Below are 20,414 nucleotides of genomic sequence, written 5' to 3' on the forward strand. Positions count from 1 at the left end.
CTCCCGAGCCGCCGCCCGTGGCCGCCGTGGCCCCGCCGCCGCCTCGCGCTCCCGCCCGTCGCGAGCCGGAGCCGCAGCAGGCCTTCTACGCCGAGCCCGAACCCGGGCCTTCCCTGGACGACTCCGAGCCCGAGGAGCGTGACGGAGACGAGGACGAAGCCGACAGCACGCTCTACGGGGACCCGCGTCATTCTCCCGCCCCTGCTCCCGCGCCCTCACAGCGCCGGGGTCACGCGGAAGCGGCGCCCGCCGCCGCTGCTGGCGCGCCCCTCAACGAGCTGTTCTCCGACCTGGATCTGCCCGGCAACCGGGGCGACGCCGAGGACGACGAGGACGCCCGTCAGGCCGAGGCGCAGGACGACCGCCGTGACGAGGAAGAGGACGAGGAGCAGGTGCAGGACTCGAAGGCCGCCCGCAAGCGTCCCGTCGTGGCCCCGCGCCGCAGCCCGCTGAAGATGGTGGCGCTGGTGCTGCTGCTGCTCGTCGTCCTTCCGGTGGTGGCGGTGTTCGCGCTTTCGGCGGCGAACATGCTGCCGCCTCCCCTGGCGCAGATGGTCAACAAGGTGACGGGCAAGCCCGAGCCCCGCGTGGCCCCGCCCCCCGCGCCGGCACCTCCCGCGCGTGAGGGTGCCGCGCCCACGGCGCCTCCGCGGGGCACCGCGACCGGCGGCGAGCCCGCGGCCCCGGCGGAAGGCACCGCGCCGTAGCCGACCTCATGGGTGGGCCTGCTCCTCGCCTCGTCAGGAGCAGGTCCTTCCCACGGCATCCTGCTCCGCTCGGGCGACCCGACACGTCGAGCAGTCCGTCCCGGGCGGTGGCCCGGCGCTTCCTACAGGTCGAAGTTCCCACCCGGCGGCGGCTTCTTGCCGCGCATCGCGCGTTCCCTCGCGGTGCGGACCCCGGCGCGCAGGGCCTCGGTGGCCTCGGCGTCCACCGTGCCTGTCTCCAGGTCCACGACATCCCCTTCGCGCACGCCGGGCGGCAGCGTGTCCAGGGCGCGCGTCAGCTGGCGGCCGTCCACGACCAGCACGGCGACGTCCTCTTCGATGCGGTCCACCGTGGCCTTGGGCATGGTGCGGGCTCCCCTTCGCGTCAGGGCTTGCAGTCGGGCGCGGGTTCGAAGTTCGACTTCAACGCCTCGTCGCGGGTCCTGAAAACGACGAGGTTCTTGTCCTTGATCATCGCCGCGCTCTGGCAGTCGACCTTGTGGAAGATGCGCCTGTTGCGGCTCGCCACGTAGCCGCCGGTGGGCGCGCGCTGCGCGGCGCGGCGGATGTCCTCCTTCCGGACCGCCTTCGTCGCGGCCGGCAGTGGGTCCACGTCGATGCCCTCGCTGCCCCATCGCGGGGTGGTGCCTCGGGGTGTGTCGACGGTGCGCGTCGGCTCCACCTTCGCCACGACGGGCGGCTCGGGCTGCGGCTTCACCACCACCGGTGGCGGGGGTGGGGGCTTCGCCGTCTTCACGAGGGCCGGACGCGTGTCCACACCCGGCAGGACGATGCGCCGCGCGGAGGCGGGCTCTCCCGGAGTGGGGCGCTGGAGGGTGAGCTCGAACTGCTTGCCGTCGCTCACCGCGTGCATCTCGCCGTTCACGTCCGTGCGGAACGTCTTCGCCCCCACGCCCTTGAGGCGCGTCATCACGTCCCGGACCTTCGCGTCCCGGCCCAGGCCTTCATCCATGCTGAACACGGCGCCCTGCGGACGCACCTCCTCCAGGAACCCCTGCGAGTTGGCGCCGGCCACCCCGGGCGAGGCGACCTTCAGCAGCGTGGCGTGTCCCAGCAATCCGTTCGCCAGGAGGACCTCCTCCGTCTCCGCGCGCGCCGCGCCCGCGAACAGGACCGACGTGTTCCGGTACGTCAGACGCAGCACGATGGAGTTCGCCGCGTTCCGGCCCTCCGCGTCCGTCGCGCTCTTCAGCAGCGGCGTCGCGGGCGCGCGAGGCCAGAGCACCGTGAGGTTCACCTCATCCTCCAACTGCAGCCGGACCGACTCCTGGGGCAGGTTCGCGGAGGACGCGGGTGAGAAGACCTGCACCCCGCGCGAGCCCACCGCGCCCAAGAGCGTGTCGTAGGCGGACGACGTGTCGGGCAGCTGCGGCTCCAGCAGCCGGCGCGCGCCCACGCGCTTGAGCACCGCGTCCAGCGCGCCGTGGTGCTTCGGATCCGGATGCGTGAGGACGACCAGGTCCAGCTCCCGCCGCAGCAGCTCCGGCAGCCGGTTCACCAGGTGCGACTCGGCCGTGGCCGGGCCCGAATCCACCAGCACCGTGTTGCCGCTCGGCGAGATGATGAGCGCGGCCTCTCCCGCCCCCACGTCGAAGAAATAGACGTGGAGCTTTCCATCCGGCGCGCCACCGAAGTAGCGCGACTTCTCCGGGCTCGGAGCCTTCTTCGGCGGCTCGGGCGTCGGCTGACACGCCAGCGAGGCGAGCAGCAGGCCCACTCCGAGGGCGATGCGGGGACTCATGGGTGACAATCCTCGGCGGGGCGCCGCTCGCGCAGGGCGTCGGCACGGCGGGTATAGACGGTGCGCTCGTTCTTCGAGCGCTTCAAGGTCGAGCAGCTCTCGCGGTGGAACACCTTGCTGCCCTTGAGGGACACGAAGTTCTGGCCCGCGCTGTCGGACGTGTCCTGCGGCGCGGGGGCGGACGGCGCTGCCTTCGGCTTCTTCGAGGAGCTGCCCGGTTCAGGTGGATTCTCCACCGCGCGTCCGGGGCGGCGGTCTGGCGTGGGCTCGATGGGCCCGAGCGCCACGGAGCTGCCCGCCTGCTGCGTGCCGGAGACGCTCGCGGTGGAGTCCCCGCCCTTCGCCGAGCGCAGGGTGACGGTTGTTCCGTCGCTCACCGCCATCACCTCGCCGTCCTGGTCGGTGCGGAAGGTGCGCGCGTGCACGTCGCGCAGGCGGCCCAGCACCTCCGGGCTCGGGTGGCCGTAGTCGTTGCCCACGCCGCAGGAGATGACGGCGGCCTGGGGGGCCACCCGCTCCAGGAACGCCGCGGTGGAGGAGTGCTTGCCGCCGTGGTGCGCCACCTTCAGCACGGTGGCGGTGAGGTCCAGGGGCTTCTGGAGCAGCACCTCCTCCGTGGGCGGCTCCGAGTCCCCCGTGAAGAGGAACGCCGTCCTGCCGTAGGTGAGCTTGGTGACGATGGAGTTCGCGTTCGCGTCCGAGCGCGTGTTGGTGAGGAAGGGCTCCTGGGGCATGCGTGGCCAGAGCACGGTGAGGGACACGCCCTCGCCCAGGCCCACCGTGAGCAGCGTCTGGGGCGCGGACGCGTTGGGCTCCGGCGTCATCACCTGGCCCACCTCCCGGCCCACGAAGTCCAGCAGGTCGCGGTACGCCTCGCTCGGGTGGTCGAAGCCGGGGTCCATGAAGCGCTTCGCGCCCACCGCCTTCAGCGCCGCGGGCAGTCCCCCCAGGTGGTCCAGGTGCGGGTGGGTGAGGATGACCAGGTCCAGGGGCTGCTTCACCAACTCGCGCAGCCGCGCCGCCAGCCGCGTCCCGGCCTCCGGGGGCCCACCGTCGATGAGCACCGTCTTGCCCGCGGGCGACACGATGAGCGCCGCGTCCCCCTGGCCCACGTCGAGGAAGTAGACCGTGAGCCTGCCTGGCGCGGGGGCGGGGAGGGCCGAAGGGGCCTGGGAGGCCCGCGTGGCCGCGTGGCCCGGCGGCGCCGTGAACAGGAAGAAGAGGACACCGAACAGCCACGCGAAGACCTTCACGGCCGGAACTCTACCGCCCCGCTCCCATTCGGGGCACTCCTTGCGTCCGCTGGACGTCCCTGGCCCCCCGCGAGCGCTTCCCCGCCGCCCTGGAACTGGGTTAAGGGGCCCGAATGTCGTCCGACGCCGAAGCTTTCCTCACCCTCCTGGAAGAGCTGGTCGACCAGGCCCGTCATCGCCTGAACGCCCGGAAGGTTTCTCAGGAAGCGGTGCCCCCCGCCTCCGTGCTGAACCCGGAACCCCCGCGCCCCCTGCTGGTGAAGACCGCCACCGCGCGCGTGGACCCCGCGTCCATCCTGAAGGCCCAGGACCTGGCGCCGTACATCGACCACACGCTGCTCAAGCCGGAGGCGCGCGCGGAGGACGTGGTGCGCGTGGCCGAGGAGGCCCGCCAGTACGGCTTCGCCACGGTGTGCGTGAACAGCTGTCACGTGGCCACCGCCGCGCGGGTGCTGGCCGGTGCGTCCGCCGTGCCCATCGCCGTGGTGGGCTTCCCGCTGGGCGCCATGCTGCCCCAGGCGAAGGCCTTCGAGGCGCGCGAGGCCATCCTCGCCGGAGCGCGCGAAATCGACATGGTGCTCAACCTGGGCGCGCTCAAGGCCCATGACTACCAGCGCGTGCACCAGGACATCGCCGCGGTGGTGGAGGCCAGCCACCCCGTGCCCGTGAAGGTCATCCTGGAGACGGGCCACCTCACCGACGAGGAGAAGGTCGTCGCCTGCGCGCTGTCCAAGGCGGCGGGCGCCGCGTTCGTGAAGACCTCCACCGGCTTCGGGCCCGGCGGCGCCACGGTGAAGGACATCGAGCTGATGCGCGCGGTGGTGGGCGACGAGGTGGGGGTGAAGGCCTCCGGCGGTGTGCGGTCGGCGGAGGACGCGGTGAAGCTGATTCGCGCGGGCGCCAACCGGCTGGGCGCGTCCGCGTCCGTGGCCATCGTCAGCGGCCAGATTTCCACCGCGCAGTACTGACCTTCCAGCGAGAGCCCACCGTGACCCCGAAGCAGCGAGAGGACTTCCTCCAGCAGTTGCTCGCGCTCCATGCGGAGCTGACCGGGAAGACGCCCCTGCGCATCGAACCCAACCGCACCGACGAGGCGCGCGTGGGCGGTGACGAGGACGAGCAGCCCCTCAACGAGATGATGCAGACCATCGCCTCCAGCCGGAACCGCAACACCGACGGCACGCTGGCGCGCGTGGTGAAGGCCCTGGGCAAGCTGCGCGAGGAGCCGGACTCCTTCGGCGAGTGCGAGGAGTGCGGCGACGACATCCCCCTGGGCCGCCTCAAGGCCATGCCCTACGCGGAGTTCTGCGTCACGTGCCAGGGCAACAAGGACGGGCCCAAGGGGCCCGTGCGCCGCAAGCACCTCACCGACTACGACGGCTGAATCGACACCCCCCGCGCGCACGGTCGTCCCGGCGGTGCGCGCCCCCTTCCTCTTCAACGACACGAGGCGACGCGCGATGGACACCACCGGACTCAGGGAGCGGGCGGAGGCGTGGCGCAAGGCGGATCCGGATCCGGAGACCCAGGCGGAGCTGGCCCAGGTGCTCGCGACGTCGGACTGGGCGGACCTGGCGGACCGCTTCGCGCAGGACCTGGAGTTCGGCACCGCGGGCCTCCGGGGCGTGCTGGGCGCCGGCCCCAACCGGATGAACCGCGCCGTCGTGCGGCGCACCACCGCGGGGCTCGCGCGCTACCTCAAGGCCACCGTGCCGGACGTCACCTCGCGCGGCGTGGTGGTGGGGCGGGATGCCCGGCGGTTGAGCAGGGAGCTGGCGGAGGACACCGCCGCGGTGTTCATTGCGGAGGGCATCCCCGCGCACGTCTTCCCGGAGCCCGTGCCCACGCCCGTCACCGCGTTCGCCGTGCTGCACCTGAACGCCGCCGCCGCGGTGATGGTGACCGCCAGCCACAACCCGCCCGAGTACAACGGCTACAAGGTCTACTGGGGCAACGGCGCGCAGATCGTCCCCCCGCAGGACGTGGGCATCGCGGACGCCATCGCGAAGGTGGAGCCCGCCAACCAGGTGCCGCTCCTCACCCCCGCCGAGGGCCGCGCGAAGGGGCTGTGGCGCGACCTTTCGGAGGACGTGGGCAACGCGTACCTGCGCGCCATCCTGGACCTGCGCCTGTACAAGAAGGGCAGCGACACGCTGTCCCTGGTCTACACCGCCATGCACGGCGTGGGCGGGCTGTGGGCGGTGCTCGCGCTGAAGGAGGCGGGCTTCCCGCGCGTGACGCCGGTGGCCGAACAGCAGCAGCCCGACGGGCGCTTTCCCACCGTGCGCTTCCCCAACCCGGAGGAGCCGGGCGCCATGGACCTGTCGCTCGCCACCGCGGAGCGCGTGAAGGCGGACGTGGTGCTCGCCAACGACCCTGACGCGGACCGGCTGGCGGTGATGGCGCGCGACGCGTCCGGGAAGCTGCGCCTGCTCACCGGCAACGAGGTGGGCGTGCTGCTGGGCCACTACGTGCTCACGCAGGGGCCGAAGCAGGACGGACATCCGCACGTCGTCACCACCATCGTGTCGTCCACGCAGCTGGGCGAAATCGCGCGCGGGCTGGGCGCCGCGTACGACGAGGTCCTCACCGGCTTCAAGTGGATCGCCAACCGCGCGCTGGAGCGCTCGCGGACGGAGGGCACCCGGTTCGTCTTCGGCTACGAGGAGGCGCTCGGCTACACCGTGGGCACCGCGACGCGCGACAAGGACGGCGTGGGCGCGGCGCTGGTGGTCGCGGACATGGCCGCCTGGTGCGAATCCCGGGGAACCCACCTGCTGGGTTACCTGGAGGAGATCCAGCGCACCTTTGGCCTCCATGTGGGCGCCCAGCGCAACGTCACGCTGCCCGGGGCGGCCGGGGCGCAGACCATCCGCGCCATCATGCAGGCCTTCCGCGCCTCACCGCCGGAGCGCATTGGTGGCGCCCGCGTGAGCACGGTGCGCGACTACCAGAAGGGCGAGGGCGGTCTGCCCCCGTCCAACGTCGTCGCCTTCGCACTGGAAGGCGGGGGGCGTGTCACCCTGCGTCCGTCCGGCACCGAGCCGAAAATCAAATACTACTTCGAGCACAAGGAGACGCCCGCCCCCGGCGAGCCGCTCCCCCAGGCCCGGGAGCGCGCGGAAGCGAAGCTCTCCGCCCTCATCGACGCCTTCCTCGTCCTGGCCCGCGAGCGCGGCCAGCCCGCCTGAGCCTTTTGAAACCCTGAGTCCTGAATCACCCTTCAACTCCGGGCCGCGCGTCCTGCGTGGCGGCCCTTCGCAGAAAGGAACCGCGTGAAGCGCTTCATTCCTGGTTTCCTCCTCGCCGTGCTCCTGGCCGTTCCCGGTACCGCGCTGGCGCAGCGCGGGCAGGGCTGGTCCGTGCTGGCCGCGGACACGGTGGGGCAGGGCCGCAACGTGTTCACCGGGCAGATTGGCTACCCGGGCCTGACGCTGGGCCTGCTGCATGGCGGCTCGGACAGGGTCGACATTGGCGGCAAGTTCTCCTTCAACTGGGGCCGCGAGGGCCTGGTGGACGCGACGGACGAGGGCCTCAAGCTGCAGCTGTGGCTGCGCATCATGCTGGCCAAGACGTCCAACGTGTCCTTCGCGCTCACCTTCCAGCCGGGCACGTTCGTCTACTTCCCGCGCAACAACACGGCCTTCGGCATGGTGTTTCCCGTGGGGTTCGTGGTGGGGATTCCCGTCGGCAGCGCGCTGACGCTCAACGCCGGCATCGACATCCCGTTCAACGTCTACATCGGCGAAGGCATCGGGCCGGTCATCCCCATCCTCTTCGGAGGCGGCCTGGAGTACTTCGTCAACAACCAGTTCAACGTGAACTTCAACCTGCGGATGGGACCGTCCATCTTCCCCCGCTTCGACGACAGCGCCTTCACCATGGAAGCGCTGGCGGGCGTGGCCTACCGCTTCTAGTTCCGGCTCGGGCGGGGAGCAGCCGCTTCCCCGCCCGGGCAGGGCCTACCAGGACGACGTCTGCTCGGGCAGCTCCACCGTGAAGGTGCTGCCCAGGTTGACGCGGCTCTTCACGGACAGCTTGCCGCCCATGCACTCCACCAGGGTGCGCGCCACCGTGAGGCCCAGGCCCACGCTCTTCTCCGGGGCCTTGGTCGTGTAGTACGGCGAGAAGATGGCCTGCAGTTCGTCCTCGAAGATGCCGATGCCGGTGTCCTTGACGAACACCTGCGGCCCGAAGTCCCCGAACATGTCCGGCATCTCCACGCCCACGTGCACCAGGCGCGGACGGTCCTTCACGTCCTCCACCGCGTCCACCGCGTTGCAGACCAGCTCCGTCACCACCTGCTCCAGCTGACGGCGGTTGAAGACCACCGCGATGGGGTCCTCCGGGAGGATCACGCGCACGTCCGCGCGGCCCAGCCGCCCGTCGGAGCGCAGGTGCGACACCACCTCCGGCACCAGCTCGCGCAGGTCGAAGCGCTGGGTGTCCTTGGGGTTGGCGGGCCCCAGCGACAGCAGGTGCTGGCCGTGCAGGCGCATCTGCTCACCGGCGACGCCCAGCTTGAGCAGCTCCTCCGGGTCCGGCGGCAGCCCCTCCGCCGCGCGGGCGCGCACATGCGCCAGCGCCCGGTGCAGGCCCACGCCCAGCTGGCCCATCTGCGTCGCCACGTCCGCGGCGAGCGTGCCCACGCGGGCCAGGCGCTCCATCCGCACCCAGCGCGTGCGCGGGTCCTGGAGCACTTCCTGGATGCCGCCCTGCTCGCGGTGCGCCTTGAGCTCCAGCAGGGTGTGGACCCGGACCTTCAGCTCCATCGGGTCCAACGGCTCGGTCGTCAACAAGTCGTCCACACCTGCCTCCATCACCTCGCGTCGCGTCTGGCGGTCCGCGGAAGGGGTGAGCATGAGAATGGGGAGCTGCGGGTGAGTCATCTCCTGGCGGAAGCGCCGGAACGCGGCCAGGCCCACCGTGCGGGCCTGCTCCACGTCCAGCAGCACCAGGTCCGCGGACTGGCGCGACACCGCCTCCAGCGCGGCCGCCGTGCCCCGGGCGGGCATCACGTCGTAACCCGCGGGTGTCAGGATGGAGCGCACACGCTCCGCGTCACCCGCGTCCATGTCCACCGCGAGCACCCGCGGCCGGTGATGTGACGTCGAGCCCACAGCCGTCGTCTCCATTCACGCCACCCCGACCTGGAAGCCGGCCCCGAACACCATCTCGGGGCTGGAGGAATGCTTCATGACCCCGACCAGGGCCACCCGCTGCGCCTGCTCGCTGATCCATCCGCAATCCGACATGCGCGTACTCTCATGCCAGCGGCGTGCCGGACGTCCAGCAGACGGCAGATCAGCTCACCCTGTAATTCTCCAAAAACGCGGTCCAATAAGGACGGGGGTTTGGCGCACACCTGGCGGACGACCTGACGCAACAGGGCAGGTTCACGCTTCAGATTTGCTGAGTCGCGGTTGACCAAAAGTAGATTCGGACCCGGGTGTGAGTATACCCGGGCCCCTCTCAAAATGGCCTACCGGGACTCCTGCTCGTACGGGGTGCCCAGCGCGGCGGGGGCGTGGCCTCGCTGGCCCTGGAGGGCCAGGACGAGGAGGGTCAACAGGTAGGGCAGGGCGAGGAGGAAGCCCTGGGGCATCAGTTCGAGGAGCCAGGGGGCGCTCGACGCCAGACCGATGCGCAGTGCGTTACCGAAGGCGAAGAAGAGCGCGGCGGCGAAGGCACCCAGGGGGGTCCACCGGCCGAACACCATGGCGGCCAGGGCCATGAAGCCCAGGCCGGCGGGGGTGTGCTGTTCGAAGCGATCCAACACGGCGGTGGACAGCACCGCGCCCCCCAGGCCCGCCATCAGCCCACCGCCCAGCACGGCGGCCCAGCGCAGGCCGGACACGGACAGCCCCAGCGTGGCCACGGCGTGCGGCTTGTCGCCCACGGCGCGCAGCCGCAGACCCAGGGGCGTGCGCGTCAGCAGGACGTGGAAGAGGACGGGCAGGAGGAGCGCCAGGTACGTGGGCGCCGCGTGGCCGACCAGCGCGCCCAAGAGCGGCACGTGGGCGAGGGCCGGGACGTTCCAGCGCGACAGCTGGGTGATGGCGGGCGTGCCGTTGGGCCCGAAGAGGGACTCCAGCAGGAAGGTGCCTCCCGCCATGGCCACCAGGTTGAGGGCCATGCCGGAGACGACCTGATCCGAGCGCCAGCGGATGCTCAGGAAGCCGTGCACCGCCGCCAGCCCCGCGCCCGCGACCATGCCCACGAGCACGGCGAGCGGCGTGGGCATCGCGAGCGCCGCCACGGCCGCGCAGAAGGCGCCCGTGCGCATCATGCCCTCCACGCCCACGCTCACCACGCCGGCGCGTTCGGACAGCATGGCGCCCAGCGCGGCGAACACCAGCGCCGGGGCCGCGTCCAGGGTGGAGAAGAGCAGCGAGTGGAGCACCTCAAGCACGGGGCACCTCCACCGCGGCCTGCCGCGAGCGACGCCGGTCCAGCAGGGCCAGCCACACCATCCGGCCGGCGACGAAGAGCAGCGCGAAGCCCTGGATGAGCTCCGGGAAGCTCTTGTGCACGCCCAACAACTGCATGCGCGTGCCGCCCGCGCGCAGGATGCCGAAGACGGCCGCGGACACCGCCGCGCCCAGGGGGTGGTTGTTGCCGATGAGCGCGATGGCGATGCCGTCGAAGCCGTACGGCGCGCCCAGCGTGCCCGGGTAGCGGCCCTCCGTGCCCAGCACCAGCACCGCGCCCGCGAGCCCCGCCAGCGCGCCCGCGAGCGCCATGGCCCCGCCGGCTCGCCACAGCGTGGGGATGCCCGCCGCGCGCGCGGCTTCCGGGGTGAGTCCCACGGCGCGCGTCTCGTAGCCCGTGCTCGTGCGCGCAAGCCACACCCAGACGGCGAGCGCGGCCACCAGCGCCAGCGGGAAGCCCAGGTTGAGGCGCGAGCTGTCGCCCAGGAGCCGGGGAAGCTGCGCGGTGGAGAGGATCTCCGCGGTGCCGGTGATGGACGACTGGTGGCCTTCGGCCACGGCGCGCAGCGGGCCGATGACGAGCCAGTTGTCCACGAGGCTCACCGCCACCCAGTTGAGCATGATGGTGGAGATGACCTCGTGCACGCCGCGCTTGAGCTTGAGCACGCCGGCGATGCTGGACCACACCGCGCCCGCCGCCGCCGCCGCGAGCAGGGCCAGGGGCACGTGCAGCACGGCGGGCAGCGACACGTGCGCGCCGACGAGGGCCGCGGCCAGGGCGCCCCAGATCATCTGCCCCTGCGCGCCGATGTTGAACAGGCCCACCTTGAAGGCCACCGCCACGGACAGGCCGGTGAGGGTGAGCAGCGCGGCCTTCATCGCGGCCTCGCCCAGGGGGCGCAGCACCGCGTTGGCGTTGCCGCCCTCCAGGAACGCGGGCCAGTTGCCCACGCCGCCCCAGAGCATCTGGAGGTAGGCGCGCGTGGCGGTGTCCGCGTCGCGCGTGAGGGCGATGGTGAGCCAGCACACCGCGAGCGCCAGCAGCACGGAGAGCACCGACGGCAGCACCTGCCGCGTCCGCTCACCCATGGTCGGGCTCCGCGCCCAGCATTCGGCGGCCCAGCTCGCGCTCGTCCAGGTCCTTGCGCGGGAAGTGCCCCGTCACGCGCCCTTCGTAGAGGACGTAGACGCGGTCGGACAGCGCCAGCACCTCCTCCAGGTCCAACGACACCATCACCACTCCCGCGCCCCGGGCCTTCGCCTCGCGCAGCCGCGCGTGCACCTGGGCCACCGCGCCGATGTCCAGCCCGCGCGTGGGCTGCACCACGACGAGCAGCTTCGGATCCGCGTCCAGCTCCCGCGCCACGACGACCTTCTGCTGGTTGCCGCCGGACAGCGCCTGGAGCGCCACCGTCGGGTCGGGCGGGCGCACGTCGTAGGTGGTCAGCAACTGGTTCGTGCGCTCGCGCCGTCCCTTGAAATCCACCCAGGGCCCGCGCGCGAAGGGCGGCTGGCGGTGCCGGCCCAGCGCCACGTTCTCCTCCACGGTCATCGCCTTCACCACGGCGCGCGCCAGCCGGTCCTCGGGGACGTGGCCCACGCCGCGCGCCTTCGCCTTCGCCGGGGTGAGGCCCACCAGGGGGCCTCCCAGCAGCGTGCCCGCTCCACCCTCCAGGACGCGCAGGCCGGTGAGCACCTCCGCCAGCTCGCGCTGCCCGTTGCCGTCCACCCCGGCGATGCCGACGATCTCGCCCGCGTGCACCGTGAGGCTCACGCCCTGGAGCGCGGGGCGGCCGTTGTCGCCCTTGGCCCGCAGGTCCTTCGCGTCGAGCACGATGGGGCCTGTGGACACCGTACCCGCATCGGGCGCGACCGCACCCGTCAACGCCGTGTCCGCTCCGGACGTCACGGGCACACCGGTCAGCGCGGCGCCGCGCGAACCCTCGCCCACCATCAACGAGGCCAGCGCGGAGACGGTCGTCTCCGACGCGCGGACCTCCGCCACGGTGCGGCCCCGGCGCATCACCGCCACGCGGTCCGCCACGCCCAGCACCTCCTTGAGCTTGTGGCTGATCAACACCACCGTGCGCCCCTGCTGGACGAGCCCGCGCATCACCTGCGCCAGCTCATCCGACTCCTGGGGCGTGAGCACCGCCGTGGGCTCATCCAGGATGAGCACCTGCGCGCCCCGGTGCAGCGCCTTGACGATTTCGACCTTCTGCTGCGACCCCACCGTGAGCGTGTCCACGCGCGCCCGGGGATCCAACTGGAAGCCGAAGCGCTTCGCCGTGGCCGCCACCTCGTCACAGGCCCGGTCCAGGTCCAACAGGCCGCGCCGGGTGGGCTCGCGGCCCAGCACCACGTTCTCCGCCACCGTCAGCGTGGGCACGAGCATGAAGTGCTGGTGCACCATGCCGATGCCCCGCGCGATGGCGTCGCGCGGGCTCTTGAGCCGCACCGGCTTGCCGTCCATCAGGAACGTGCCCGCGTCCGGGTGGTACAGCCCGTACAGCACGTTCATCAGGCTGGACTTGCCCGCGCCGTTCTCGCCCACCACCGCGAGCAGCTCACCCGGGACGATGTCCAGCGACGCGTCCTCCAGGGACACGCACGACCCGAAGCGCTTGGCGATGTGCTGGAGGGAGATCAGGGCGCGGCGACCTGGAACGAGGCCAGCTCCGCGGCCGTGCCCGGCACCGTGAGCTTCCCGGCGAGGATCTGCTGGCGCAGCACCTCCACCTTCTGGAGCGCCTCCGCCTTGCCCGGGAAGTCCACGCGCACGTCCGCCATGCCCACGCCGTTCTCCTTCAGGCCCAGCACCTGCTCCCCGGCCGTCAGCTTGCCGTCCACCAGGTCCTTCGTCGCCTGGTACACCGCCAGGTCGCTGTGCTTCACCATCGACGTGAGGATGGCGTCCGGCGCCAGGTGCGACTGGTCGGAGTCCACGCCGATGGCGAACACCGTCTTGCCCGCCGCTCGCGCCTCCTTCACCGCCTGGATGACGCCCAGTCCGTCCGTGCCCGCCGCGTGGAAGATGACGTCCGCGCCCTTGGCGATGAGGTCCTGCGCCACTTCCTTGCCCGCCGACACGCTGTTGAAGCTGCCCGTGTACACGGCCATCAGCGCGTCCGCCGCCTTCGGGTTCGTGGTGCGCACGCCCGCGCGGTAGCCCACGTCGAAGCGCTTGATGAGGGGCACCTCGATGCCGCCCACGAAGCCCACCTTGTTCGTCTTCGTGACCAGCCCCGCCAGCGCGCCCACGAGGAAGCTGCCCTCCTGCTCCTTGAAGAGCACCGTGCGCACGTTGGGCAGCGACTTCGCCCGGCCCTGCGCGTCCAGCAACTGACTGTCGATGAGCAGGAACTTCGCGTCCGGGTTCTCCGTGGCCACCTCACGCACCGCGTTGGCCAGCAGGTACCCGTTGCCGATGGTCAGCTTCGCGCCCTGCTCCACCAGCAGCTGGAGGTTGGGGGCGTAGTCCTCCTGCGCCTTGCTCTGGAGCACCAGCGGCTGGACGGGCAGCGGCTTCACTTCCGGTGCGAGCGCCGCCAGGTCGGAGGAGATGGACTGACGCACCTCGCCAGCGGGGGCGTCCACGTACTTGCCGCCCTCGTACTTCTTGCCGGCGGCCCACAGCTCCAGGCCGCGCAGGGACGCGTCGTTGAAGGAGTGGTCGCCTCGGCCGCCCACGTCGATGACCAGACCCACGATGGTGGGCTTTCCCTCGGGCGGCTTCGTGGCGGTGGCGGACGGGGAGGGGGCCTTGGGGGCTTCTTCCGTCTTCTTGGAACAGGCGCACAGGAGCGCGGCCAGGGCGAGCACGTGGAATCGGCGGAGCATCATGGGCTGGCTATCTACCAGATGAAGCGCGGCCTTTCCCTTTCCTGGGAAGTGCATGGGGAGGGGACTTCCTGCTATGGCCCTGACCCGTGCAACCCTACGAGCTCATCAAGGCCAAGCGCGACGGCGGCAGGCTGGACCCGTCGGACATCCAGGCGTTCATCCAGGCGTACACCGCCGGCACCGTGGCCGACTACCAGATGGCCGCCATGTGCATGGCCATCTTCTTCAAGGGCCTGGACGCGCGGGAGCTGGGGGCCTGGGCCCGCGCCATGCTCAACTCCGGCGAGGTCCTGGACCTGTCCGATACGCCCGCCATCAAGGTGGACAAGCACTCCACGGGCGGCGTGGGCGACAAGGTGTCGCTGAGCCTCGCACCCCTGGCGGCGGCCTGCGGCGTGCCCGTGCCCATGATCTCCGGACGCGGCCTGGGCCACACCGGCGGCACCCTGGACAAGCTGGAGTCCATCCCCGGCTTCCGCGTGGACCTGTCCACCGCGGACTACCGCCGGCTGGTGCGCGAGGTGGGGTGCTGCCTCATCGGCCAGACGGCCCAGGTGGCGCCCGCGGACAAGAAGCTCTACGCGCTGCGCGATGTGACGGCGACCGTGGACTGCATCCCGCTCATCGCCTCGTCCATCATGAGCAAGAAGCTGGCGGAGGGCATCGACGCGCTGGTGCTCGACGTGAAGGTGGGCAGCGGCGCCTTCATGAAGACGGCGGACGACGCGCGCGTGCTCGCCCGGACCATGATTGGCCTGGGCGCGGAGATGAACCGCAAGGTCGTGGCCCTGCTCACGGACATGGATCAGCCCCTGGGCCGCCAGGTGGGCAACGCCCTGGAGGTCCGCGAGGCGGTGGACATGCTCCGCGGCGAAGCGCCCGACGACTACACGGAGATCACCTACGCCCTCACGGCGGAGATGCTGGTGCTGGGCAAGAAGGCCGCCACCGTGGAGGAGGCGCGCGAGAAGCTGCGCCGCTCCGTGGAGGACGGCAGCGCGCTCAAGAAGCTCAAGGAGATCGTCCAGTCGCAGGGCGGCGACCCGCGCTCCATCGACGACTACTCGCTCTTGCCCACCGCGAAGGCCACCACGGACGTGGTCGCGCCGCGGGACGGCTTCGTCACCGGCATCCACACCGAAGGCGTCGGGCTGGCGGCGGTGGCGCTGGGCGCGGGACGGCAGCGCGTGGACAGCAAGATCGACCCGGCCGTGGGCTTCACGCTGCTCAAGAAGGTAGGCGACGCGGTGAAGCAGGGCGAGCCCGTGGTGCAGGTGCACTACAACGACGCCGGCCCCTTGGAGGGGGTGAAGGCGCGACTGCTCGCGGCCTACCAGTTTGGCGACCGTGCGCCCGCGGCCCGCCCGCTGGTATTGGAGCGCCTGGAGTAGGCGCGCCCCTCGCGCCAAGGCTACCCATCCACCATGGCCCCCTCGTTCCAAGACCTGCTGTCGGAGGTGAAGAAGGAGATCCGCGAGGTCTCCCACGAGCACGTCCGCCAGCTGCTCGACTCCGGGGCGACGGTGAAGCTCATCGACGTGCGCGAGGGCGACGAGTACGCGGGCGGCCGGCTCCCGGGCGCGGTGCACATCCCCCGGGGCTACCTGGAGTTGCGCATCGAGGAGAAGGCCGGACGCGACGACGAGCTCGTCCTCTACTGCGCGGGCGGCACCCGGTCCGCGCTCGCGGCCCGGACGCTGCGGGAGCTGGGCTACACGCGCGTGTCGTCGCTCGCGGGCGGCTACAACCGCTGGAGCGACGCGGCCTACCCGGTGGAGAAGCCGGTGGTCCTCTCCTCCGAACAGAAGGAGCGCTACCGCCGCCACCTCATCCTCCCTGAGGTGGGCGAGGAGGGGCAGGCGCGGCTCCTGAAGTCGAAGGTGCTGCTGCTGGGCGCGGGCGGGCTGGGCTCTCCCGCAGCGCTGTATCTGGCCGCCGCGGGTGTGGGCACGCTGGGCATCGTGGACGCGGACGTGGTGGACCTGAGCAACCTCCAGCGCCAGGTGCTGCACACCCTGGAGCGCCGGGGCCAGCCCAAGGTCCAGAGCGCGAAGGCGGCCATCGAGGCGCTCAACCCGGACGTGAAGGTGGTGCCCTACGAGGAGCGGCTCACCACCGCCAACGTGGAGCGCATCCTCGCGGACTTCGACCTGGTGCTGGACGGCGGGGACAACTTCCCCACCCGCTACCTGCTCAACGACGCATGCGTGCTCGCGGGCAAGCCCAACATCCACGGCTCGGTGTTCCGCTTCGAGGGCCAGGTGACCACCTTCCTCCCCGGACAGGGCCCCTGCTACCGGTGCCTCTACCCGGTGCCGCCCCCGCCGGAGCTCGCGCCCTCGTGCGCGGAGGCGGGCGTACTGGGAGTGCTGCCGGGGCTCATCGGGATGCTCCAGGCCACGGAGGCCCTCAAGCTGCTGCTCGGGGTGGGGGAGTCGCTTTCCGGGAGGCTGCTCACCTTCGATTCGCTGGGCACGCGCTTCCACGAACTCAAGCTGCGCAGGGATCCCCAGTGCCCGGTGTGCGCGCCCGGGGCGAAGGTGGAGCTCATCGACTACGAGCGCTTCTGCTCGACGGGGGGCTGACGGGCCGCCCCGGTGGGTCGTCAGGCCTCGTCCTCCCGGGTGGGCGGGGTGCATTTTCAGGAACAACGGTCTAGATGAGGCCGCGTATGATGCCGCCGGCCTGGAGATGGGGTCGCGGTAGGACGTGACCCGGTCGGGTCATGCGAGTGCAGCGGTCGGGAGATGACGGCGATGTCCGAGCAGAACGAGAACCAGGTCAACAGGGCGGATGATCGGCGAGACTCGCCCCGCGTACCCATGCGGTTGAAGGTCCGGTGGCAGGGCGGCACGGAGACCTTCCTGGACCGCGCGGGCGACCTGTCCCTGGGTGGCGCGGGGTGGGTGGGCGAAGCGCTGGAGCCGGGCAAGCCCGTGGAGGTGCGCTTCGCGCTGCCTCCGTCCCTGGAAGAAGTGCAGGTGAGCGGCGTGGTGCTGCCGCCCAAGGCGGGGGCCGAGGGCCCGGTGGTGCGCGTGCGCTTCCTGGAGCTGCCGGTGGAGGTGGAGCTCGCCATCGCGAAGCACCTGGACGAGCAGTTGACGGGCGGCGGTCGCTAGACGCACCCGGGATGGACGGGCACCCGTGGCGGGGCCCGCGAAGGAGGGCGGCATGGCGGACGAGATTCCCTGGGAGCGACTGTTCGAGGAGGCCCTGCGGGTGCGTCTGCGCGCGCATGTGCCGTACTCGCGCTTCCCGGTGGGGGCCGCCGTGCTGTACGCGGACGGCTCCGTGGTGGCCGGCTGCAACGTGGAGAACGCCACCTACGGCCTCACCGTGTGCGCGGAGCGCAACGCGTTCGCCGCGGGCGTGGCCCAGGGCAGGCAGAAGCCGGTGGCGGTGGCCGTCGTCGTGGACACCCCGGAGCCCTGTCCCCCGTGCGGCATGTGCCGGCAGGTGATGGCCGAGTTCGCCGGGCCTGACATTCCGGTGCGCAGCCGCACCCTCAACGGTGGCGAGGCGCGCTATTCGCTCGGCGAGCTGCTGCCGCACGCCTTCACCGGCGCTTTCCTCTAAGGGCTCCCCGCGTGGACCTGCTCCTGACCAATGCCACCGTCGTGACCATGAACCGCGAGCGGGAGGTGCTTCCGCGCGCGGACGTGCTCGTCCAGGACGGTCGCATCGCGAAGGTGGGCCGGGGCCTGAAGGTGAAGGGCCCCCGGCGCCTGCTGGACCTCTCCGGCCAGGTGGTGATGCCGGGCCTCATCCACGGCCACCTGCACGCCTGCCAGACGCTGTTCCGGGGCCACGCGGACAAGCTGGAGCTCTTGGACTGGTTGCGCGAGCGCATCTGGCCCATGGAGGCGGCGCACGACGCGGCGTCCCTGCGCGCCAGCGCGGACCTCACGTTCGCGGAGCTCATCCGCTCCGGCTCCACGGCGGCGCTCGACATGGGCACCGTGCACCACTACGACTCTGTCTTCGAGTCCGCGCGTGACAGCGGCTTCCGGCTCGTCGGTGGCAAGGCGATGATGGACTCCGGCGCGGAGGTGCCCCGGGGCCTGCGCGAGACGACCGCCGACTCGCTGTCGGAGAGCCTGGCGCTGCTGGAGCGCTGGCACGGCACGCACGACAACCGGTTGCGCTATGCGTTCGCGCCGCGCTTCGCCCTGTCCTGCACCCCGGAGCTCCTGCGCGAGGTGGGGCGGCTGTCGCGGGAGAAGGGCGTGCGGATCCACTCGCACGCCAGCGAGAACCCGAAGGAGACGGACGTGGTCCGCCAGGTCACCGGCCAGGACAACATCGCCTTCTTCCACGGGCTGGGGCTCACCGGGAGCAACGTCACGCTGGCCCACTGTGTCTGGGTGGAAGGCCAGGAGCAGGCGCTGCTGCGCGAGTCGGGCACGGTGGTGTGCCACTGCCCGGGCTCCAACCTGAAGCTCGCGTCAGGCTACGCGCGCGTGCCGGAGCTGCTGGCGGACGGCATCCCCGTGGCGCTGGGGGCGGACGGCGCGCCCTGCAACAACACGTTGGACCTGTTCCACGAGATGCGGCTCGCCTCCGTGCTGCACAACCCGCGCGTGGGCCCGGTGGCGATGACCCCCATGCATGTCCTGGAGATGGCGACGCTCCATGGCGCGAAGGCGCTGGGCCTGGAGGACGAGGTGGGCTCGGTGGAGGTGGGCAAGCGCGCGGACCTGACGGTGGTGGACACGCGCGGCTTCCACTTCTGCCCGCTGCCGGATGACGTGACGGGGCCGCTGGTGTACTCGGCGCGCTCCACGGACGTGTCGCACGTGCTCATCGACGGCAAGCTGGTGCTGCGCGAGGGCGAGCTGACGACGATGGACGCCCACGCGGTGCTCGCCAACGCCCGCACGCAGGCGACGAAGCTGTTCGCCCGCGCGAAGCTGCGCTGAGCTAGCGGGGCAGGCGCAGCACGAAGGACGTGGACCAGCCGTCCGCGTCCTCCACGGCCAGCCGCCCGCCGTGGGCTTCCGCCGCGAGCCGGGAGAAGTACAGCCCCAGGCCGTAGCCCCGGCGGCCCTCCTTCTCGCGACTGCCCTGCGTGTACTTGTCGAAGATGGACTCGCGCGCTTCCGGCGGGATGGCGATGCCGTCGTTGCGCACCGCCAGCCACTGCAAGCCTTCCGCCTCGCCCGCCTCCAGGCGCACCCGGCCGCCTGACGGCGCGTAGCGGAGCGCGTTGGTGGCCAGGTTCTCCACCACGCGGATGAGCAGGCCCGCGTCCCCCACGATGTGGAGGTTGGGGGTGGATGCCAGCTCCAGCCTTATCTTCCGCAGGCGGGCCGCGCCATCCAGCGAGCGGCGCACCTCGTCCAGCAGCGGCGCCACCGGGAAGGGCTGCTTGCGCGGCGCCAGCCGGCCCTGCTCCAGGCGGGGCACGTCCAGCAGGTCGGAGATCATCCGGTCCAACCGGGCGGTGACGGCCAGCCCCGTGCGCACCGACTCCACCAGCGGCGTCCCGATGGGCAGCTCCTGCTCCATCCACGACAGCGACAGCGTCACGGCGGACAGGGGCGAGCGCAGGTCGTGCACCAGGAACTGCATCAGCTGTTCCTGGTGGGCCTGGAGCGTCTCCAGCTGCACGTTGCGCGCGTGGGCCTCCGCCAGCATGCGCTCGATGGTGCGGTGGGCGTCCTCCACCTCGGAGGTGCGGCGGGCCTCCAGCTGCCGGGCCACCTCCGCGCGCGACAGGTCCATGGCCAGTTGGCGCAGCCGCCCGGTGCCGTAGTGGCTCACCGCCGCGACCAGGAACAGCGTCACCGCGGCCACCAACACCGCCCCCAGGCCCACGCCCGCCCTGTGCATCAGCGTCGCCTGGGCCACGGTGGCCAGGCCCGCCGTGCCGTAGACGAGCCGGGGCATCAGCTCCAGGCCGCTCAGCGCCACCACCAGCGCGAAGAGCCCCAGGCTGAAGCCCGCCACGCCGGCGGGGAAGGGCGACACGGGCAGCGCCAGCATCTGGAGCCCGAACACCAGCGCCACATCCACCACCGACTGGACGATGCTCAACTGCCGCGTCACCGGCCGGAAGCGCAGGGCGAACAGCAGCGCCACCACGCCCCCGTAGCAGAGCAGCAGCGGGGGGTAGTGGGCCCAGTCCCGGGCGCCGGTCAGCCACAGGCCCAGGCTCACGGTGAAGAACACCCCCGTGCCCATCAGTCGCACCGCCGCCCCCGCGCCCAGCACGCGCTGGCGCTGGGCGCTCACCACCCGCGCGAGCTCGTTCTCAAAGGCGACGGGGAAGGAAGTGTCCATGCGACACGTCCGTTTTCCCTGCTTCTTCCCCTCGCGGCAAGTTCACGGCCGCGCGTCTTTCGCGACCCCCGGCCGCCCCTTAAGGGAAGAAGCCGGCGGGAGGGGGCTGGCGGGTGCCCCTGGCTCCGGCCGGGCT

General features: G+C 71.7%; 18 protein-coding genes and 1 pseudogene. 10 read left to right on the forward strand and 9 right to left on the reverse strand.

What is annotated here, in order from left to right:
- A pseudogene (locus D7X74_RS43100) lies at positions 1-707 on the forward strand (hypothetical protein); the annotation flags it as partial.
- 122 nt (positions 708-829) lie between these two features.
- Here the strand turns inward: D7X74_RS43100 and D7X74_RS24615 are convergent.
- Genes D7X74_RS24615 through D7X74_RS24625 form a run of 3 tightly spaced genes read right to left on the reverse strand, consistent with a single transcriptional unit; the run spans position 830 to position 3,722 of the window.
- A complete protein-coding gene (locus tag D7X74_RS24615; RefSeq protein WP_120535440.1) occupies positions 830-1,072 on the reverse strand; it encodes a DUF3006 domain-containing protein in 243 nt (80 codons plus the stop codon).
- 20 nt (positions 1,073-1,092) lie between these two features.
- Positions 1,093-2,469, reverse strand: coding sequence for a ComEC/Rec2 family competence protein (locus tag D7X74_RS24620; RefSeq protein ID WP_120535441.1), 1,377 nt, complete (start codon positions 2,467-2,469; stop codon positions 1,093-1,095).
- Positions 2,466-3,722: a ComEC/Rec2 family competence protein gene (locus D7X74_RS24625; RefSeq protein WP_233602235.1), complete on the reverse strand. Its 1,257-nt coding sequence runs from the start codon at positions 3,720-3,722 to the stop codon at positions 2,466-2,468. The genes D7X74_RS24620 and D7X74_RS24625 overlap by 4 nt, the downstream gene beginning before the upstream one ends.
- A gap of 113 nt (positions 3,723-3,835) precedes the next feature.
- On the opposite strand from D7X74_RS24625, the gene deoC reads away from it, so the two are divergent.
- The 4 genes from deoC (at position 3,836) to D7X74_RS24645 (ending at position 7,639) form a co-directional block, all read left to right on the forward strand.
- Positions 3,836-4,690, forward strand: coding sequence for a deoxyribose-phosphate aldolase (deoC, locus tag D7X74_RS24630; protein ID WP_120535442.1), 855 nt, complete (start codon positions 3,836-3,838; stop codon positions 4,688-4,690).
- A 20-nt stretch (positions 4,691-4,710) separates the two neighbouring features.
- The gene (locus D7X74_RS24635; RefSeq protein WP_120535443.1) at positions 4,711-5,106 is read left to right on the forward strand and encodes a TraR/DksA family transcriptional regulator; all 396 of its coding nucleotides are present in this window, start codon (positions 4,711-4,713) and stop codon (positions 5,104-5,106) included.
- Between the two features lie 76 nt (positions 5,107-5,182).
- Positions 5,183-6,913, forward strand: a complete 1,731-nt coding sequence (locus D7X74_RS24640; RefSeq protein WP_120535455.1) for a phospho-sugar mutase — start codon at positions 5,183-5,185, stop codon at positions 6,911-6,913.
- A gap of 84 nt (positions 6,914-6,997) precedes the next feature.
- Positions 6,998-7,639, forward strand: a complete 642-nt coding sequence (locus D7X74_RS24645; RefSeq protein ID WP_199732894.1) for a hypothetical protein — start codon at positions 6,998-7,000, stop codon at positions 7,637-7,639.
- A 45-nt stretch (positions 7,640-7,684) separates the two neighbouring features.
- On the opposite strand, the gene D7X74_RS24650 is transcribed toward D7X74_RS24645, so the two are convergent.
- The 5 genes from D7X74_RS24650 to D7X74_RS24670 form a co-directional block, all read right to left on the reverse strand.
- Positions 7,685-8,857 carry a sensor histidine kinase gene (locus D7X74_RS24650; RefSeq protein ID WP_120535445.1) on the reverse strand — a complete coding sequence of 391 codons (1,173 nt, stop codon included), beginning with the start codon at positions 8,855-8,857 and terminating at the stop codon, positions 7,685-7,687.
- Between the two features lie 347 nt (positions 8,858-9,204).
- Positions 9,205-10,134, reverse strand: coding sequence for an ABC transporter permease (locus D7X74_RS24655; RefSeq protein ID WP_120535446.1), 930 nt, complete (start codon positions 10,132-10,134; stop codon positions 9,205-9,207).
- Positions 10,127-11,242: an ABC transporter permease gene (locus tag D7X74_RS24660; protein ID WP_120535447.1), complete on the reverse strand. Its 1,116-nt coding sequence runs from the start codon at positions 11,240-11,242 to the stop codon at positions 10,127-10,129. The genes D7X74_RS24655 and D7X74_RS24660 overlap by 8 nt, the downstream gene beginning before the upstream one ends.
- Complete coding sequence (locus D7X74_RS24665; RefSeq protein ID WP_120535448.1) at positions 11,235-12,761, reverse strand: ABC transporter ATP-binding protein; 1,527 nt, start codon at positions 12,759-12,761, stop codon at positions 11,235-11,237. The genes D7X74_RS24660 and D7X74_RS24665 overlap by 8 nt, the downstream gene beginning before the upstream one ends.
- 38 nt (positions 12,762-12,799) lie before the next feature.
- Positions 12,800-13,993 carry a BMP family protein gene (locus tag D7X74_RS24670; protein ID WP_120535456.1) on the reverse strand — a complete coding sequence of 398 codons (1,194 nt, stop codon included), beginning with the start codon at positions 13,991-13,993 and terminating at the stop codon, positions 12,800-12,802.
- An 89-nt stretch (positions 13,994-14,082) separates the two neighbouring features.
- Between D7X74_RS24670 and D7X74_RS24675 the strand changes: the two genes are divergently transcribed.
- The 5 genes from D7X74_RS24675 to D7X74_RS24695 all read left to right on the forward strand — a co-directional run bounded on the left by D7X74_RS24675 (position 14,083) and on the right by D7X74_RS24695 (position 18,915).
- Positions 14,083-15,387 (forward strand): thymidine phosphorylase, encoded by a 1,305-nt coding sequence (locus tag D7X74_RS24675; RefSeq protein ID WP_120535449.1) that lies wholly within the window; start codon positions 14,083-14,085, stop codon positions 15,385-15,387.
- A gap of 33 nt (positions 15,388-15,420) precedes the next feature.
- Entirely contained in the window at positions 15,421-16,581 is a 1,161-nt protein-coding gene (gene moeB / locus D7X74_RS24680; RefSeq protein WP_120535450.1) for a molybdopterin-synthase adenylyltransferase MoeB, read from the forward strand.
- 171 nt (positions 16,582-16,752) lie between these two features.
- A complete protein-coding gene (locus D7X74_RS24685; RefSeq protein ID WP_120535451.1) occupies positions 16,753-17,115 on the forward strand; it encodes a PilZ domain-containing protein in 363 nt (120 codons plus the stop codon).
- 52 nt (positions 17,116-17,167) lie between these two features.
- A complete protein-coding gene (locus D7X74_RS24690) occupies positions 17,168-17,572 on the forward strand; it encodes a cytidine deaminase (protein ID WP_120535457.1) in 405 nt (134 codons plus the stop codon).
- Positions 17,573-17,583: 11 nt separating this feature from the next.
- Positions 17,584-18,915, forward strand: a complete 1,332-nt coding sequence (locus D7X74_RS24695) for a 5'-deoxyadenosine deaminase (protein WP_120535452.1) — start codon at positions 17,584-17,586, stop codon at positions 18,913-18,915.
- Between the two features lies 1 nt (position 18,916).
- On the opposite strand, the gene D7X74_RS24700 is transcribed toward D7X74_RS24695, so the two are convergent.
- Positions 18,917-20,278: a sensor histidine kinase KdpD gene (locus D7X74_RS24700; RefSeq protein ID WP_120535453.1), complete on the reverse strand. Its 1,362-nt coding sequence runs from the start codon at positions 20,276-20,278 to the stop codon at positions 18,917-18,919.
- Positions 20,279-20,414 lie beyond the last annotated feature (136 nt).

The sequence above is a fragment of the Corallococcus sp. CA047B genome, from assembly GCF_003612065.1.
GTDB lineage: Bacteria > Myxococcota > Myxococcia > Myxococcales > Myxococcaceae > Corallococcus > Corallococcus praedator.